Source organism: Pseudomonas sp. PDM21 (genome assembly GCF_014852505.2).
Taxonomy (GTDB): Bacteria; Pseudomonadota; Gammaproteobacteria; order Pseudomonadales; family Pseudomonadaceae; genus Pseudomonas.
In genome coordinates this window covers 148,472-164,849 of sequence record NZ_CM181223.1, presented here as the reverse complement: position 1 = coordinate 164,849, position 16,378 = coordinate 148,472, and the positions used below count along the sequence as shown (strand labels likewise).

12 protein-coding genes and 1 pseudogene are annotated in these 16,378 nt (G+C 66.6%); 9 read left to right on the top strand and 4 right to left on the bottom strand.

Annotated features, from left to right (window positions below; all coding sequences use genetic code 11):
* Positions 1 to 312: 312 nt before the first annotated feature.
* The 4 genes from IB275_RS00785 (at position 313) to cls (ending at position 4,636) form a co-directional block, all read left to right on the top strand.
* A complete protein-coding gene (locus tag IB275_RS00785) occupies positions 313 to 966 on the top strand; it encodes a gamma-glutamylcyclotransferase (RefSeq protein ID WP_192294164.1) in 654 nt (217 codons plus the stop codon).
* 118 nt (positions 967 to 1,084) lie between these two features.
* Positions 1,085 to 1,666 (top strand): alpha/beta hydrolase, encoded by a 582-nt coding sequence (locus tag IB275_RS00780; RefSeq protein ID WP_192294166.1) that lies wholly within the window; start codon positions 1,085 to 1,087, stop codon positions 1,664 to 1,666.
* 96 nt (positions 1,667 to 1,762) lie between these two features.
* Entirely contained in the window at positions 1,763 to 3,160 is a 1,398-nt protein-coding gene (locus tag IB275_RS00775; protein ID WP_192294168.1) for an amidase, read from the top strand.
* Positions 3,161 to 3,202: 42 nt separating this feature from the next.
* A complete protein-coding gene (cls, locus tag IB275_RS00770) occupies positions 3,203 to 4,636 on the top strand; it encodes a cardiolipin synthase (RefSeq protein ID WP_192294170.1) in 1,434 nt (477 codons plus the stop codon).
* A 260-nt stretch (positions 4,637 to 4,896) separates the two neighbouring features.
* Here the strand turns inward: cls and ahpF are convergent, their stop codons facing one another.
* Together ahpF and ahpC are read right to left on the bottom strand one after the other, a co-directional pair.
* Positions 4,897 to 6,462 carry an alkyl hydroperoxide reductase subunit F gene (ahpF, locus tag IB275_RS00765; RefSeq protein ID WP_192294180.1) on the bottom strand — a complete coding sequence of 522 codons (1,566 nt, stop codon included), beginning with the start codon at positions 6,460 to 6,462 and terminating at the stop codon, positions 4,897 to 4,899.
* 197 nt (positions 6,463 to 6,659) lie between these two features.
* Positions 6,660 to 7,223, bottom strand: coding sequence for an alkyl hydroperoxide reductase subunit C (gene ahpC / locus IB275_RS00760; RefSeq protein ID WP_081518843.1), 564 nt, complete (start codon positions 7,221 to 7,223; stop codon positions 6,660 to 6,662).
* Between the two features lie 464 nt (positions 7,224 to 7,687).
* Here ahpC and xdhA point away from each other — a divergent pair, with 464 nt between their 5' ends.
* The 5 genes and pseudogenes from xdhA (at position 7,688) to IB275_RS00735 (ending at position 14,538) form a co-directional block, all read left to right on the top strand.
* The gene (gene xdhA / locus IB275_RS00755) at positions 7,688 to 9,112 is read left to right on the top strand and encodes a xanthine dehydrogenase small subunit (protein WP_192294182.1); all 1,425 of its coding nucleotides are present in this window, start codon (positions 7,688 to 7,690) and stop codon (positions 9,110 to 9,112) included.
* Positions 9,105 to 11,645, top strand: coding sequence for a xanthine dehydrogenase molybdopterin binding subunit (gene xdhB / locus IB275_RS00750; RefSeq protein WP_192294189.1), 2,541 nt, complete (start codon positions 9,105 to 9,107; stop codon positions 11,643 to 11,645). Before xdhA ends, xdhB begins: the two co-directional genes overlap by 8 nt.
* Positions 11,642 to 12,502, top strand: a complete 861-nt coding sequence (xdhC, locus tag IB275_RS00745; RefSeq protein ID WP_192294191.1) for a xanthine dehydrogenase accessory protein XdhC — start codon at positions 11,642 to 11,644, stop codon at positions 12,500 to 12,502. The genes xdhB and xdhC overlap by 4 nt, the downstream gene beginning before the upstream one ends.
* 107 nt (positions 12,503 to 12,609) lie before the next feature.
* Positions 12,610 to 13,623 (top strand): annotated as a pseudogene (locus IB275_RS00740) (cache domain-containing protein); the annotation flags it as partial.
* A 177-nt stretch (positions 13,624 to 13,800) separates the two neighbouring features.
* Complete coding sequence (locus IB275_RS00735) at positions 13,801 to 14,538, top strand: methyl-accepting chemotaxis protein (protein WP_412548196.1); 738 nt, start codon at positions 13,801 to 13,803, stop codon at positions 14,536 to 14,538.
* Between the two features lie 472 nt (positions 14,539 to 15,010).
* Here the strand turns inward: IB275_RS00735 and IB275_RS00730 are convergent, their stop codons facing one another.
* Complete coding sequence (locus tag IB275_RS00730; RefSeq protein WP_192294195.1) at positions 15,011 to 15,601, bottom strand: IMPACT family protein; 591 nt, start codon at positions 15,599 to 15,601, stop codon at positions 15,011 to 15,013.
* Positions 15,598 to 16,266 (bottom strand): TetR/AcrR family transcriptional regulator, encoded by a 669-nt coding sequence (locus tag IB275_RS00725; protein ID WP_192294197.1) that lies wholly within the window; start codon positions 16,264 to 16,266, stop codon positions 15,598 to 15,600. The genes IB275_RS00730 and IB275_RS00725 overlap by 4 nt, the downstream gene beginning before the upstream one ends.
* Positions 16,267 to 16,378: the final 112 nt, after the last annotated feature.

Sequence of the window (16,378 nt, the reverse complement as noted above, 5' to 3'; positions counted from 1 at the left end):
AAGGCCGCTCTCCCAATACTCAGGCAGGGGTGAGCGGCCTTTTTTTATTCTCCGCGTCCAGCGGATGGCAGGTTCGCGGGCAAGCTTGCTGCCATGAAAAGCAGGTCCGACCTGAACCGGCGAAACCCTAGGGCGGATAACGCTGGCGCGTTATGCGCCCTACCAGAGCGCCAGTGGCTTGCTGCGCCTGCCAAACCACCCGCCGTTCGTCGTCATCCCCGCCCTGGCAATAAACCTATGCCTTTCAGGCCCTTCCGTGGCCGCCGCTGTTCCACTAAGTTGATGACAGTCTGGAGACCTGAGGGGTACCGCATGACATCGTCTCCCGCTTCGGAAGGCCCGTTCTATCCGCCGACACTGGGGGTGCCGGAACGCTTCACACCCGCACAGCTGCGCGCCTCGCTCGACATCACCATGAGCGAACACGGCGCCGGCCCGGTGTGGCTGTTCGCCTACGGCTCGCTGATCTGGCGCCCGGAATTCCCGGTGGCCGAGGCACGCCGCGCGCGGGTGCATGGCTACCATCGCGGGCTCTACCTATGGTCCCTCACCCACCGCGGCACCCCGGAAGCGCCGGGCCTGGTGCTCGGCCTGGACCGTGGCGGCTCCTGCGCCGGCTTCGCCTTCCGCCTGCCCGACGACAACCTCGACGCCAACCTCTACGCGCTCTGGGAACGGGAGATGCCCTACGCTTCCTACCGCCCGGAATGGCTGAACTGCCGCCTCGACGACGGCAGCCGCGTACGCGCCCTGGGCTTCGTCCTCGAACGCCACCTGCCCAGCTACGCCGGCTCTTTGCCCGACAACATCGTCCAGCACGTGCTCGACAGCGCCCAGGGCCACTTCGGCACCACCCGCGACTACGTCGAGCAGACCGCCAGGGCGCTGCGCGACTACGCCATGCCCGACCTCAACCTGGAAGGCATCCTGGCGCGCTGCTGCCCGCTGCACCGGGAGCAGGACTGAGGCCTTATCGCCATTCGTCAGATAGAAATACTGCATAAGCAAAGAATTTCTTATTCCTTAACGAATATTAAAACCCTCCCTAGAATGCCTTCTCATGACGATTCGAGAGGGCCGCCCCATGCGCAATGAACGCATCCGCTACCTGATCGTGCCGGGCTGGCACGGTTCCGATGACGCCCACTGGCAGAGCCACTGGCAGCGCGCCCTGCCGAACGCCGCGCGGGTGCAGCAGCAGGACTGGATCACCCCGCAGCACAACGACTGGGTCGCCGAACTGGACCGCGAAATCCGCCGCGAACCGGGCCGCGTGGTGCTCATTGCCCACAGCCTGGGCTGCGTCACCGTCGCCTCCTGGGCGGCCCGCGCTGACCGCCGCGCCCTCGCCCAGGTCGCTGGTGCCCTGCTGGTCGCCCCAGCTGACGTGGAACGGGAAACCTGCCACGAGGCTCTGCGCAATTTCGCCCCCATCGCCGCGCAGAACCTGCCCTTCCCCGCCGTGCTGGTGGGTTCGGACAACGATGCCGCCTGCAGCCCGCAGCGCGCGCTGATCCTTGGCCGCGCCTGGGGCGCCGAGACGGTGATCCTGCCCTCCGCCGGGCACATCAACGTGAAATCCGGCCACGGCGCCTGGGAATCGGGCTACCGTCATCTGTATCGCCTGCAGTACCTGATCGACCAGCAATCGCGCCAGCGCGCCTGATCCGACGAAAGACGGCGCGCGGTGTGACGACCGCGCCTATCCCATCGCGGCGCGGATTCGGCTAGGGTGAGGCATAGCCCCACGCCGGAGACTGCCATGCCACCGTTGCACGACCTGTCCGCCGTCGAATTGCTGGCCCTGTACCGCTCGCACCAGCTATCCCCCGTCGAGTACCTGGAGCATCTGATCGCTCACATCGACCGCTGGGAGCCGCAACTCTGCGCGCTCTTCGCCTTCGATCCGCAGCGGGCGATGGAGCAGGCGCGGCGCTCCGAGGCGCGCTGGATCCGCTGCGCGCCCTGCGGCGAACTGGATGGCGTGCCGGTGACCATCAAGGAGCTGATCGCCACCCGTGGCGACCCGATTCCCCAGGGCAGCGCCGCCACCCTGCTGCAACCTTCAACCGGCGACGCACCGCCTGCCGCGCGGATGTTCGAGGCCGGTGCGATCCTGCTGGGCAAAACCACGGTGCCGGACTTCGGCATGCTCTCCTCCGGGCTTTCCAGCTTCCACGAACTGGCGCGCAACCCCTGGGATCTGCGCATGAACCCCGGCGGCTCCAGCGCCGGCGCCGCCTCGGCGGCCGCCGCCGGCTACGGGCCGCTGCACATCGGCACCGACATCGGCGGTTCGGTGCGCCTGCCGGCGGGCTGGTGTGGCCTGGTCGGCTTCAAGCCGAGCTTCGGGCGCATTCCCATCGACCCGTACTACACCGGGCGCTGCGCCGGGCCGATGACCCGCACGCTGGACGATGCGGCGCTGATGATGAAGCACCTCACCCGCCCGGACTGGCGTGACGCCACGTCGCTGCCGCCGGCGGACCTGGACTGGCACATCGAGCCGCTGGACGTGCAGGGCCTGCGTATCGGCCTGCAGCTCGCCCCCGGCTGCGGCCTGCAGCCGGACGCGGAAGTCCGCGCCGCCGTCGAGGCGGTCGCGCAGCGCTTCGCCAACGCTGGCGCGGAGATCGTCGAAGTGCAGCCGATCCTCGACCGCGAACTGCTCGATGGGCTCGACAAGTTCTGGCGCGCACGCCTGTGGGCCGAGCTGGAAAACCTGCCGCGCGAACGCCAGGCCAAGGTGCTGCCCTACATCTACCAGTGGGCCGAGGGCGGCGCCTCGGTCAGCGGAGCCGACGCGGTGCGCGGCTACAACCGCACTTTCGACATGCGTCGACGGGCCGCCGAGCAATTCCACGAAGTAGACTTCCTGCTCTCGCCGACCAACCAGGTCTCAGCCTTCCCGGCCGAGTGGGCGTCACCCACCAACGACCCGGCGCTGCCCTTCGAGCACATCGGCTTCACCGTGCCGTGGAACATGTCCGAGCAACCGGCACTCTCAATCAACTGCGGCTTCACCAGCGCCGGCATGCCCATCGGCCTGCAGATCGTCGGCCCGCGCTTCGCCGATATAGCTGTGCTGCGCCTGGGCAAGACCTACGAACACTGGCGCGGCCCCGTCAGCCGCTGGCCGCAGCCGCCGGGAGTCAACTAGGCTCAGACACACCGCCGACCACAAGGAACCGATCGCGCGCCCATGCAGTACACCACCTACATCGCCCACTTCCTGGTCGTCATCCAGCTGCTGGGGATCATCGCCGCGGTCCACGCCGTGCTCAGCGTGCGCACTGCGCAGGGCGCCATCGCCTGGGCGACGTCGCTGGTGTTCATGCCGCTGCTGACCCTGGTGCCCTACCTCGTCTTCGGCCGCAGCCGCTTCGACGCCTACATCGGCGCACGCCGGCAGGCCAACGAGGAAATGCACGTGGCCGCCGCCGAACTGGACTGGCGCCCCTGGGTGGAAGAGGCCCTCGCCGCCCGCCAGTACCACGCCTACAAGTCGCTCAAGGCGATGGTCGGGCTGGCGCGCATGCCGACGCTGGCCAACAACAAGGTGCGCCTGCTGGTGAACGGCAAGGCCTCCTTCGATGCAATGTTCGAGGCCATTTCCAGCGCGCAGAAAGTCATCCTGGTGCAGTTCTTCATCATCCGCGACGACGCCCTCGGCCAGCGCCTCGCGCAACTGCTGCTGGAGCGCGCGGCCAACGGTGTGGACGTGTTCCTGCTGTATGACGGCATAGGCAGCCATGCCCTGTCGCGTCGCTACATCGAGCGCCTGCGCCAGGGCGGCGTGCAGGTGCACGCGTTCAGCACCGGCAGCGGGATGATCAACCGCTTCCAGGTGAACTTTCGCAACCACCGCAAGATCGTGGTGGTCGACGGCGTGCGCGGCTTCGTCGGCGGGCACAACGTCGGCGTCGAATACCTGGGTGAGAAACCCCCACTGGCGCCCTGGCGCGACACCCACATCGAACTGCACGGGCCGGCGGTGGCGTGTCTGCAGGAGTGCTTCGCCGAGGACTGGTTCTGGGCCACCCATACTCTGCCGACGCTGATCCTGCCCGACGGCTACGACGACGCCGGGATGCTCTGCCAGGTGGTGCCCAGCGGCCCGGCGGACACCCAGGAAACCTGCTCGCTGTTCTTCGTCGAATCGATCAATGCGGCGGTGGAGCGGGCGTGGATCACCACGCCGTACTTCGTCCCGGACGAAGCCGTCGCCGCCGCCCTGCGTCTGGCGGTGCTGCGTGGCGTGGACGTGCGCATCCTGTTGCCCTCCCGGCCGGACCACAAGACGGTCTACGCCGCCTCCAGCCTGTACGCGCTGGACGCCGTGCGCGCCGGCGTGCGGGTGTTTCGCTACCAGCCGGGGTTCCTGCACCAGAAAGTGGTGCTGATCGATCACGACAGTGCCGCCGTAGGCAGCGCCAACCTGGACAACCGCTCCTTCCGCCTGAACTTCGAGATCATGGTGATCACCGTCGACGAAGGCTTCGCCCGCGACGTGGAGAGCATGCTGGAAGAGGACTTTGCGCAGTCGGTGGAGATGACCCTGGACGACCGCAAGCGCGTGCATCGCCTGCAGCAGCTGGGGATGCGCGTGGCGCGGCTGGTATCGCCGATTCTCTGAAGATTCGGAGCGAGGCTGGCCCTCTCCCCCGCCCTCTCCCTGAAGGGAGAGGGAGCCGTCCTCTGCATCGATACTTTTCGAAGTCAGCCGGAGGGCGCAGAGATCTCCGCGTCTGCCGGACAGTCCCCTTTCCCTTCAGGGCGAGGGTTAGGGAGAGGGTGCTAACCCCGCGCGTCAGGACCAGCAGGTAAATATCATCCAAAAGAAAACGCCCGGTTCACTCACGTGAATCGGGCGTTTCTTTCTCTAGCGCGAGGTCATCAGGCTGGCGCGGAGGAGCGGATCAGGTGGTCGAAGGCGGAGAGCGACGCCTTGGCGCCTTCGCCGACCGCGATCACGATCTGCTTGTACGGTACGGTGGTCACGTCACCGGCGGCGAAGATGCCCGGCAGCGAGGTTTCACCGCGAGCGTCGACGATGATCTCGCCACGCGGGGTCAGCTCGATGGTGCCCTTGAGCCATTCGCTGTTGGGCAGCAGGCCGATCTGCACGAAGATGCCTTCCAGTTCGACGGACTTGAACTCTTCCGAATTGCGGTCCTTGTAGACCAGGCCGGTGACCTTCTGGCCATCGCCTTTCACTTCGCTGGTCAGCGCGCTGGTGATCACGTCAACGTTCGGCAGGCTGAACAGCTTGCGTTGCAGCACGGCATCGGCGCGCAGCTTGCTGTCGAACTCCAGCAGGGTCACGTGGGACACGATGCCGGCCAGGTCGATGGCCGCTTCAACGCCGGAGTTGCCGCCGCCGATCACCGCCACGCGCTTGCCCTTGAACAGCGGACCGTCGCAGTGCGGGCAGAAGCACACGCCCTTGGCCTTGTACTCCTTCTCGCCCGGCACGCCCATTTCGCGCCAGCGGGCGCCGGTGGCCAGGATCAGCGACTTGGCCTTCAGGCTGCCGCCGCCCTCGAACTGCACTTCGTGCAGGCCGCCGGCGGTCTTCGCCGGAATCAGCGCGCTGGCGCGCTGCAGGTTCATGATGTCGACGTCGTAGTGCTTGACGTGTTCTTCCAGCTGACGAGCCAGTTTCGGGCCTTCGGTCTCGGTCACCGAGATGAAGTTCTCGATCGCCATGGTGTCCAGCACCTGGCCGCCGAAGCGCTCAGCCGCGACGCCGGTACGGATGCCTTTACGAGCGGCGTAGATGGCCGCCGCAGCGCCAGCCGGGCCACCGCCGACGACCAGTACGTCGAACGCTTCCTTCGCCGACAGCTTCTCGGCTTCGCGGGCAGCGGCGCCGGTGTCGATCTTGGCGAGGATTTCTTCCACGCCCATGCGGCCCTGGCCGAACACTTCACCGTTGAGGTAGATGCTCGGGACAGCCATCACCTGGCGGCGCTCGACTTCTTCCTGGAACAACGCGCCGTCGATGGCGACGTGGCGGATGTTCGGGTTGAGCACGGCCATCAGGTTCAGCGCCTGGACCACGTCCGGGCAGTTCTGGCAGGACAGCGAGAAGTAGGTTTCGAACACGAACGAACCCTGGATGCCCTTGATCTGCTCGATCACTTCGGCTTCGAGCTTGGACGGGTGGCCGCCGACCTGCAGCAGCGCCAGCACCAGGGAGGTGAATTCGTGACCCATGGGGATGCCGGCGAAAGCCAGGCCGATGTTCGCCCCCGGGCGGTTCAGCGAGAAGGACGGCACGCGTTCGTCGCGACCATCTTCACGCAGGGTGATCTTGTCGGTCAGGCCGACGATTTCGTGCAGCAGCTCGCTCATTTCGCGGGACTTGTCGCTGTCATCGAGGGACGCGACGATCTCGAACGGCTGCTGGACCTTTTCCAGGTAGGCCTTCAACTGGGTTTTAAGCGTGGCGTCCAACATGATTCAAATCCTCGGAATCTGAGCAAAGGGGTTCCCCGGCGGGCTTTTCAGCCCACCCTACGCACGCTTTTGGCTTGGGTAGGGAGGATGCCGGTAGGCATCCTCGGGGTGTTGCCAAACGGCTCGGGAAGCTTTCGTGGGCGGACGCCCGGTGGTTGCGTGGCGGGAGCCGCCGCGCAACCGCTTCCCGATCGTTCTTAGATCTTGCCGACCAGGTCCAGGGACGGAGCCAGGGTTTTCTCGCCTTCTTTCCACTTGGCCGGGCAGACTTCACCCGGGTGAGCGGCGGTGTACTGGGCAGCTTTCAGCTTGCGCAGGGTTTCGCCGACGTCACGAGCGATCTCGTTGGAGTGGATTTCGACGGTCTTGATGATGCCTTCCGGGTTGATCACGAAGGTGCCGCGCAGCGCCAGGCCTTCTTCCGGGATGTGTACGCCGAAGGCGTTGGTCAGCTGGTGGGTCGGGTCGCCGATCAGCGGGAACTGGGCTTTGCCAACGGCCGGGGAAGTCTCGTGCCACACCTTGTGGGAGAAGTGGGTATCGGTGGTCACGATGTAGACCTCAGTACCTGCTTCACGGAAGGCGGCGTAGTTGTTGGCAGCGTCTTCGATCTCGGTCGGGCAGTTGAAGGTGAAAGCTGCCGGCATGAAGATCAGAACGGACCACTTGCCCTTCAGGGACTGCTCGGTGACTTCGATGAACTTGCCATTGTGGAAAGCGTTGACCTTGAACGGTTGAACGGCGGTGTTGATCAGATTCATTAGGCAATTCCTCGTAGAGAGTTGTCGTTTAATCGAGTGGTCGATCGGTTGAAATTCGACAGGGGCAAGATTATCGCCTGATGACAATGAATGCCCATTGATTTAGGGCATCACGAAAATTGAGTCTCTCTATGGAGAGAACTATAAAAGGAAGAAGTTTCCTATCAGGCGAATAGTAGCGTCCTACGCCCGGAGTCGTGACGCAAAGCGTCTGGCCCGGCCGTTATCAGCGTTTTCCCTCTGCAATGGTCAACTCACCTTCGCCCGAAAGCGCCGCGAGGACAACGCCAGTCGCGACGTACGGTGCTTCGAAGCTTTTCGAGCGAAGCGGTTTTCCTGCCCCACTGGTCAAGCCTGCCCGCGAGCCTATGCTTGTGCCTGAGAGCCCTTCGCACGCGGCTCTCGAGCTTACGGACAGCCTTCGCGGCGCGGCGCGGCCGCACGCATGACGACGAGGACTCCCGATGATCCAGTTCCTGCTCGGCGACGAAACGGTCCAGGCCGACGGCTTCGCGCCCGAGACCAGCCTGCTCGACTACCTGCGCATCCACCGCGCGCGCACCGGCACCAAGGAGGGCTGCGCCTCGGGTGACTGCGGCGCCTGCACCGTGGTGCTCGCCGAGCCTGAAGGCGAAGCGCTGCGCTATCGCGCGGTGAACGCCTGCATCACGCTGCTGGGTGCGGTTCACGGGCGCCAGGTGCTGACCGTGGAGCACCTTGGCGAACCCGGCGCGCTGCACCCGGTGCAACAGGCGATGGTGGACTGCCACGGCTCACAGTGCGGCTTCTGCACGCCGGGCATCGTCATGTCGCTGTTCGCCTGGCGCCACGCACCGCCACCGCACGACCGCGAGACGGCACTGACCGCGCTCTCCGGCAACCTCTGCCGCTGCACCGGCTACCGGCCGATTCTCGACGCCGCTGCGCAGATCGCCGGGCAGCCCTGCCACGACCGCTTCGCCCAGAACACCGCCTTCACCGTCGCCCGTCTTCGGGAGATATCCACAGGCGCAAGCCTGCGCGAAGGTGAAGCGCAGGCCTGGCTGCCAACCTCGCTGGATGAACTCGACGAACTGCTGCAACGCCATCCGCAGGCACGACTGATCGCCGGCGGCACCGACCTGGCGCTGGAAGCCACGCAGAACCTGAAGACCTTCCCGGCGCTGATCCACCTCGACCGGGTGAGCGAACTGCAGCGCCTTGAAGTCCACCCTGAGCACCTGCTGATTGGTGCGGCGCGGACCTACGCCGACTGCCTCGAAGCCCTGGAGGAATTCCCCGGCGTCGCCGCCCTGCTGGAACGCCTGGGCTCGCTGCAGATTCGCCAGCGCGGCACGCTGGGCGGCAATGTCGCCAACGCCTCGCCCATCGGCGACATGCCACCGGTGCTGCTGGCACTGGATGCCCGGCTGCGCCTGCGCAAGGAGGGAGCTGTGCGCGAGGTCGCCATCGACGGCTTCTTCACCGGCTACCGGCAGACACTCCTGCAACCCGGCGAGTACATCGAAGCGCTGCTGATTCCGCACCTGCGCGGCAACCAGCGGTTCCGCGTCGACAAGATTTCCAAACGCCGCGACGACGATATTTCCGCCGTCTGCCTGGCCCTGCGCCTGGACTTCGACGATGCCGGCATCGTCACTGACGTGCGCCTTGCCTGCGGCGGCATGGCGGCTACCCCCTTGCGCGGCGCAAAGACCGAAGCAGCCCTGCGCGGCAGGCCCTTCGACCCCGCCGCCATGGCCGTCGCACAAGCGGCGATCCCGCAGGATTTCCAGCCCATCGACGACCTGCGCGCCAGCGCCGCCTATCGGCTGAAGGTGGCACAGAACCTGTTACAGCGCGCACTACTGGAATGGACCCAAAGCCCTGCGGAGGTGCGCCATGCGTAGCCTGCCACCGCTGGCCAGCAACGGCGTCACGGTCGCCATCCACAGCGCGGGCGAACCCCGCGAGCACGACAGCGCCACGCTGCACGTGAGCGGCGCCGCGCGCTATGTGGACGACCTGAAGGAGCCGCGCGACCTGCTGCACGCCGCCGTCGGCCTGACTGAAATCGCCTGCGGTGCCGTGCTCTCGCTTGACCTCGACGCCGTGCGCAACGCGCCCGGCGTGGCGGCCGTACTGACCCTGGACGACGTACCCGGCCACACCGACATCGGCCCGGTGTTCCCCGGCGACCCGCTGTTGGCGGGCGAGCGGGTGAAGTACCACGGCCAGGCGCTGTTCGCGGTTGCCGCGCAAAGCCTGATCCAGGCGCGTCGGGCAGTGCGTCTGGCGAAAGTCGAATACGCGAAGGAGGATCCGCTGATCGACCCGCTGCGGGCCAAGGCCGAGGAACGCTTCGTGCGCCCGCCGCACCACATGCGCCGGGGCGATGCGCAGGCAGCGCTGGAAAACGCTCCGCAGGTGCTGGAAGCCCGCCAGTTCATCGGCGGCCAGGAGCATTTCTACCTCGAGGGCCAGGCCTCGCTCGCCCTGCCCGGCGACGACGGCGGCATGCTGGTGCACACCTCCAGCCAGCACCCGAGCGAAGTGCAGAAGCTGGTAGCCGAAGTGCTGGCCATCCCACTGGCCAAGGTCACAGTGGAAGTGCGGCGCATGGGCGGTGGTTTCGGCGGCAAGGAAACCCAGGCCGCGCCCTTCGCCTGCCTCGCCGCGCTGCTGGCGAACAAGACCGGCCGCGCGGTCAAGCTGCGCCTGCCGCGCGCCGAGGACATGCGCCTGACCGGCAAGCGCCACCCGTTCCACAACCGCTACCGCATCGGCTTCGACGACGGCGGCCGGCTGCTCGCCGCGCAACTCGACCTGGTGGGCGACTGCGGGCATTCGCCGGACCTCTCCGACGCCATCGTCGACCGCGCGATGTTCCATGCCGACAACGCCTACTTCATCCCCGACGTCGCCATCTCCGGCTACCGCAGTTTCACCAACATCGTCTCGCACACCGCCTTCCGCGGCTTCGGCGGGCCGCAGGGGATGATGATCATCGAGCGCGCCATGGACGACATCGCCCGCGCGGTGGGCAAGGACCCGCTGGAGGTGCGCAAGCTCAACCTTTACGGCGGAATGGGCAGGGAGCTGACGCCCTACCACCAGAAGGTCGAGCACAACCTGCTGGGCGAACTGATCGCGCGGCTGGAGCACAGCAGCGACTATGCCGCGCGCCGCTCGGCGATCCACGCGTTCAATGCGCAGAGCCCGGCACTGAAGAAGGGCCTGGCGCTGACGCCAGTGAAGTTCGGCATCTCCTTCACCGCGCAGCACCTCAACCAGGCGGGCGCGCTGGTCCACCTCTACACCGACGGCAGCATCCAGCTGAACCATGGCGGCACCGAGATGGGCCAGGGCCTGAACACCAAGGTCGCGCAGATCGTCGCCGAGGAGTTCCAGGTGCCGCTGGAGCGCGTGGTGATCACCGCCACGCGCACCGACAAGGTGCCCAACACCTCACCCACCGCCGCCTCCAGCGGCACCGACCTGAATGGCATGGCCGCCCGCGATGCCGCGCGCACGCTGAAGAAGCGCCTGATCGACTTCCTTGCTGAGCGCGATGGGGTGAAGCCGCAGGAGATACGTTTCGAGCACGGCGGCGTGACCGTCGGGGCGCAGCACCTGGGCTTCACCGAAGTCATCCAGGCGGCCTACTTCGCGCGCATCCAGCTCTCCGCCACCGGCTTCTACCGCACGCCGAAGATCTTCTACGACCGCGAGAAGGGCCAGGGCCATCCGTTTTTCTACTTCGCCTATGGCGCGGCAGTGTCCGAGGTGGAAGTGGACACGCTGACCGGCGAGTACCGCGTGCCTCGGGTGGACATCCTCCACGACGTCGGCCGCAGCGTGAACCCGGCCATCGACATCGGCCAGATCGAGGGTGGATTCGTCCAGGGCATGGGCTGGCTGACCACCGAGGAGCTGCGCTGGGACGACACAGGCAAGCTGCTCACCGTGGGGCCGGCGACCTACAAGATCCCGGCGGTGAGCGACGCACCGGAAGACTTCCGCGTGGCACTGTTCGAGCGTCCCAACGAGGAAGACAGCGTGTACCTGTCCAAGGCCGTGGGCGAACCGCCGTTCATGCTGGCGATCTCAGTGTGGTCAGCGCTGCGCGACGCCATCGCCAGCCTCGCCGATTACCGCCTGAGCCCCGACCTGGATACGCCGGCGACGCCAGAGCGGGTGCTCTGGGCTTGTGAGGCGATGCGCCAGTCTCAGCAAGAGCCCCCTCTCCCTAACCCTCTCCCGCAAGCGGGAGAGGGGACGGATAGGTGCGAGGCGCAATCGCGCCGCCAACCGGTGGCCATTGTCCCCGACGACCTGCCGCGCTCAGTACAGGCAGAGGACGGCTCCCTCTCCCTTCAGGGAGAGGGCTGGGGAGAGGGCTGGGGAGAGGGCAAGTCGTCGGCACAGGAGCTGAAACCATGACCACTACCTGGATGGACGCCATCGCCCGCCTGCGCGACAGCGCCGAGCCCTACGTGCTGATCACGGTGATCGGCGTGCAGGGCTCCACGCCCCGCGAATCGGGCAGCAAGATGCTGGTCACTGCAGGGGAAGCCTTCGACACCATCGGTGGCGGCCATCTGGAGTTCGCCGCCATCGAGCACGCGCGCCAGCTGCTGCTGGCCGGCAAGGACAGCCAGGCACTGGAGCACTTCCCCCTCGGCGCGCGGCTGGGCCAATGCTGCGGCGGGCGCGCCAGCCTGCTGTTCGAATGCTTTGCCGCGCGCGGACCGCAGGTGGTGCTGTTCGGCGCCGGCCACGTAGGCCGTGCGCTGGCGCCGCTGCTGGCGGGGCTGCCGCTGCGCCTGGAGTGGGTGAACAGCCGGGCGGCTGAGTTTCCCCAGACCGTTCCCGAGGGCGTGCGCATGCGCCTGCTGGAGGAGCCGGAAGATGCCGTGCATGAAGCGCCGCCGGGCAGCTACTTCCTGGTCATGACCCACAACCATCCGCTGGACTACGCCATCGCCGAGGCGGTGCTAAAGCGCGGCGACGCCGGCTTCCTCGGCATGATCGGCTCGCGCACCAAGGCCCGGCGCTTCCAGATGAGGCTGGAACAGCATGGTTATCCACAGGAGCTGATTGCGCAGATGCATTGCCCAATCGGTCTCTCCGAAGTCCCCGGCAAGCGCCCGCTGGAAGTGGCCATCTCGGTGGCCGCCCAGGTCATCGCCCGCTATCACCAGGACGCCCCCGCCCGGCAGACCCGCGAAGGCGTGGAGTGGGCCGCGCTCTGCAGCGAAGGTTCGTGCAGCGATCTGCCGGAAAACGCAAAAACCTGACCAACGGGACAACAGTTTTTCCCGGCTCCGCCGATACATTCAACGACCCCGTCTCTTCGCCCGCCACTGGCGGGTGTTTCGTTGTGCGTTCGGAGGAAAACAAGAACATGCGCCTGCGAAGTATCCAGACCCAGCTCATCCTCAGCATGGGCGCCGCCCTGCTCATCAGCCTGCTCATCGTCCTCGGCCTGTATGCCGTGCTGGTCAATCGCCTGAGCGAGCGTTACCTGCTCGAACAGGCGCTGCCGGCGAGCATCCAGGCCATCGCCAACGACTTCGAGAAACGTCTCACCGGCCCCATCACCGCAGCGGCCGGCATCGCCGACAACACCCTGGTGCAGGACTGGCTGGCCGCCGGCGAAAGCCCGGAGAAGCTGGCCGAATTCACCCGCTACCTGGGCGGCATCCGCGCCTCCCAGAAGGCCTTCTCGGCGCTGATCACCTCCAACGCCAGCGGCGCCTACTACAGCGACAAGGGCAAGGAGCGCACGCTGAGCCGCAGCGAGCCGAAGGACAGCTGGTACTTCCAGTTCATCGACAGCGGCAAGCCGCGCATGTGGAACATCGACACCGATGGCAGCACCGGCGAACTGGCGCTGTTCATCGACCAGCGCGTGGAACGCGACGGCAAGCTGCTGGGCATCGCCGGGCTGGGCCTGGAGATGCGCGAGCTGTCGACGCTGATCCGCGATTTCCGCTTCGGCCGGTCAGGGCGCGTGTACCTGGTGAAGAACGACGGCCAGGTGCAGATCCATCCCGACGCCTCGCTGCCCAAGGGGCGCAGCCTCGGCGACCTGATCGGCGCCAGCGCCGCAAGCGCGCTGCTCGGCCAGCAGGGCTTCCACAGCGCCCGCTTCGAGCGCGACGGCGAGGACTACCTGGCCGCCAGCCTACCGCTACATGACCTGGGCTGGACCCTGGTGAGCGAAGTGCCGGAAGCGGAGATCTACGCCGACGCCCGCGAGGCGCTGGCCTTCTCCGGCCTCGCCGGCGCCGTGGTGGCCCTGCTCTGCCTGGCGCTGGTGGTGCTGATGGCGCGCAGCCTGGCCCGACCGATCCGCCAGGTCACCCGTGCGTTGCTGGAGATCGGCGGTGGCGGTGGTGATCTCACCCGCCGCCTGGACGACAGCCGTGCGGATGAACTGGGCGACCTGGCCCGTGGCTTCAATCGTTTCCTCGAGGGCCAACGCGCGCTGATCGGCGCCGTGCTCGGCACCAGCCAGCAACTGCGGCACACCGTTGGTGAAGTGGCGCAAGTGGTGGACAACACCGCCGACCGCGCCGGTCGCCAACAGGAAATGACCGACATGGTCGCCACGGCGGTGAACGAAATGGGCAGCACCGTGCAGGAAATCGCCCGTAACGCCGAGCAGGCCGCCAGCGCCTCGCAGCAGGCGCGTGAGGAAGCCGGCGAAGCACGGCGCGTAGTCGGCGGCTCACTGCAGGTCGGCCAGCGCATGTCCGGGGAGATCGGCGAAGCGGCCGGTGCCGTGGGCGAACTGGCCGGCCAGGTGGCGAGCATCGACCAGGTGCTGGCGGTGATCCGTGGCGTTTCCGAGCAGACTAACCTGCTCGCCCTCAACGCCGCCATCGAGGCGGCGCGCGCCGGCGAACTGGGCCGTGGCTTCGCCGTGGTGGCCGATGAGGTACGCACGCTGGCCAGCCGCACCCAGGGCTCGACCGATGAAATCCTCACGATCATCCAGCGCCTGAAGGGCGGCGCGGAGGCCGCGGTCCGCTCGATGCAGTCCAGCCAGCAGACCACCGGGCAGAGCCTGGCCGCCAGCGAACAGGCCGGCGCCTCGCTGGGCGCCATCGCCGACCAGGTGGAGCGCATCAGCGACATCAACCACCAGGTCGCCACGGCCACCGAGGAACAGTCGGCGGTGACCGAGGAGATCAACCGCAACGTGCAGGGCATCGCCGACCTCGCCCACGCCACCACCCGCGAAGTTCAGCACGGCCGCGAGCAATGCCGCGAGCTGCGCAACCTGGCCGATGACCTGGCGCGGCAGATGGCGCAATTCCGCCTTTGAGAAGCCTTGGCGCCGGCCTTGCGCCGGCGCCTTTTCCCCAGCGTTATCCACAGATTTTCCAGGCGAAGCGGCAGGCTTTTCGCTACGGCCGGCGGGTGATGACGACCGCTGAGCGCACGAAGTGTCTCGCCGGCGAGACACCTTGCCCACAAGTTGCCCACAGATTGTCCAGAGACTTGCCCCCAACCCTCCGGACGCCGCCCGCGAATCCGTCAAAAAGCCCGAGCCCAGGCCCTGCAAGCCCTGCATCAATCCAATGAATAATTCACCGAGTGGTCAGAAGTGGCGTCTGACGACATTCAGGGGGTATTTCACCCACACCTTTTCCACAGCTTGTTCATATTTTGCTCAACAGGCCCGAGAGCAATTGATCAAAAAACAAGCGAAGCGCTGAAGGCTGCGGAGTACGTGGGCAGCAGAGGTCCTGCCACAGGTTATCCACAGGTGGTTCCACGGTGTTTGGGGAGAAGAATCAGGCGTCCAGCAACTGCGCCTGCACGCGACCACGGCTGAGGTCACCCAGCAACTTCTGCAGCAGCTCGACCTGGGTGGTCGGCAGGTTCAGCGTCATGCGCACGCCTTCCGTGCCAAAGGCTTCGTCTTCGACGCTGGCCCCGAGCGCCAGCACCCGCGCCTTGAACAGCGCGTGCTCGGCGAAGCTGCAGTCGAATGCCAGCCGGCTGCTGGGCACCAGTTCGATCCGCTCGGCGTCCTGCAGGCATTTCGCCGCGCAGCCACCGTAGGCGCGGGCCAGGCCGCCGGTGCCGAGCTTGATGCCACCGAACCAGCGGCTGACCAAGACCACCACGCGGTCCATGTGCTGACCTTCGATGGCGACCAGCATGGGCCGGCCGGCGGTGCCACCGGGCTCGCCGTCGTCGCTGAAGCGGTACTGGTTGCCCAGCTTCCAGGCCCAGCAGTTGTGCCCGGCGCTGGGGTCGCGATGGGCGGCAAGGAACGCCTGGGCCTCGGCCTCACTGGCAATGGGGGCGGCGACGCAGTGGAAGCGGCTCTTGCGGATGTCTTCCTCGTAAACCGCGGGGCCGGCGAGGGTGAAACTCATGCCGAGGCCGGCGGCGTCAGCCCGCAACCCTTGAGGATGATACGGATGAGGTTGTCGCTGGCATCACTGAAGTCCTGCCTGGACAGGCGCTTGCGGCCGGTGACGAAGCCGATCTGGGTGGCGAAGTCCGCGTAGTGCTGGGTGCTGCTCCAGATCAGGAAGATCAGGTTCACCGGGTCCACGGCGTCCATCTTGCCGGCATCGATCCAGGCCTGGAACACCGCGGCACGGCCGGCAAACCAGGTACGGTAGTCCTGGCTGAAGTGCTCGGAGAGGCATTCGCCGCCGCTGATGATCTCCATGGCGAATACCCGCGAGGCCTGCGGGTAACGGCGGGAGAATTCCATCTTGGCGCGGATGTAGGTGGCCAACGCGACGGCCGGGTCATCGTCCACGGTGAGGTGGTTGAAGGTGCTGTCCCACAGTTCGAGGATGTTGCTCAGCACCGCCACGTACAGCCCCAGCTTGTTGCTGAAGTAGTAATGCAGGTTGGCCTTGGGCAGGCCGACGCGCTGGGCGATGGTGTTCATGCTGGTGCCCTTGAAGCCGTGGCGGGCGAACTCCTCCTCGGCGGCGGCGAGGATGGCTTCCTCGTTCTTCTGGCGAATGCGGCCGGCGGGCTTTTCGCCGTTGGGCGCGGTATGGGCGGGTACCTGGAGGGTCATGCGGGATGTCCGTGCATTGAGCGGGGGCGCTGCATGGATAACCCAGGCGGGTGGCGGGATTCAAGCGCAAGGCGTGAAAAAGGGCAGGAACCGGGATCGCCAGGCGATCCGG

Excerpts from the sequence above, each read along its gene's own strand:
- IB275_RS00785 (WP_192294164.1), top strand. The coding sequence starts at position 313 with ATGACATCGTCTCCCGCTTCGGAAGGCCCGTTCTATCCGCCGACACTG.
- IB275_RS00780 (WP_192294166.1), top strand. The coding sequence starts at position 1,085 with ATGCGCAATGAACGCATCCGCTACCTGATCGTGCCGGGCTGGCACGGT.
- IB275_RS00775 (WP_192294168.1), top strand. The coding sequence starts at position 1,763 with ATGCCACCGTTGCACGACCTGTCCGCCGTCGAATTGCTGGCCCTGTAC.
- cls (WP_192294170.1), top strand. The coding sequence starts at position 3,203 with ATGCAGTACACCACCTACATCGCCCACTTCCTGGTCGTCATCCAGCTG.
- ahpF (WP_192294180.1), bottom strand. The coding sequence starts at position 6,462 with ATGTTGGACGCCACGCTTAAAACCCAGTTGAAGGCCTACCTGGAAAAG.
- ahpC (WP_081518843.1), bottom strand. The coding sequence starts at position 7,223 with ATGAATCTGATCAACACCGCCGTTCAACCGTTCAAGGTCAACGCTTTC.
- xdhA (WP_192294182.1), top strand. The coding sequence starts at position 7,688 with ATGATCCAGTTCCTGCTCGGCGACGAAACGGTCCAGGCCGACGGCTTC.
- xdhB (WP_192294189.1), top strand. The coding sequence starts at position 9,105 with ATGCGTAGCCTGCCACCGCTGGCCAGCAACGGCGTCACGGTCGCCATC.
- xdhC (WP_192294191.1), top strand. The coding sequence starts at position 11,642 with ATGACCACTACCTGGATGGACGCCATCGCCCGCCTGCGCGACAGCGCC.
- IB275_RS00735 (WP_412548196.1), top strand. The coding sequence starts at position 13,801 with ATGACCGACATGGTCGCCACGGCGGTGAACGAAATGGGCAGCACCGTG.
- IB275_RS00730 (WP_192294195.1), bottom strand. The coding sequence starts at position 15,601 with ATGAGTTTCACCCTCGCCGGCCCCGCGGTTTACGAGGAAGACATCCGC.
- IB275_RS00725 (WP_192294197.1), bottom strand. The coding sequence starts at position 16,266 with ATGACCCTCCAGGTACCCGCCCATACCGCGCCCAACGGCGAAAAGCCC.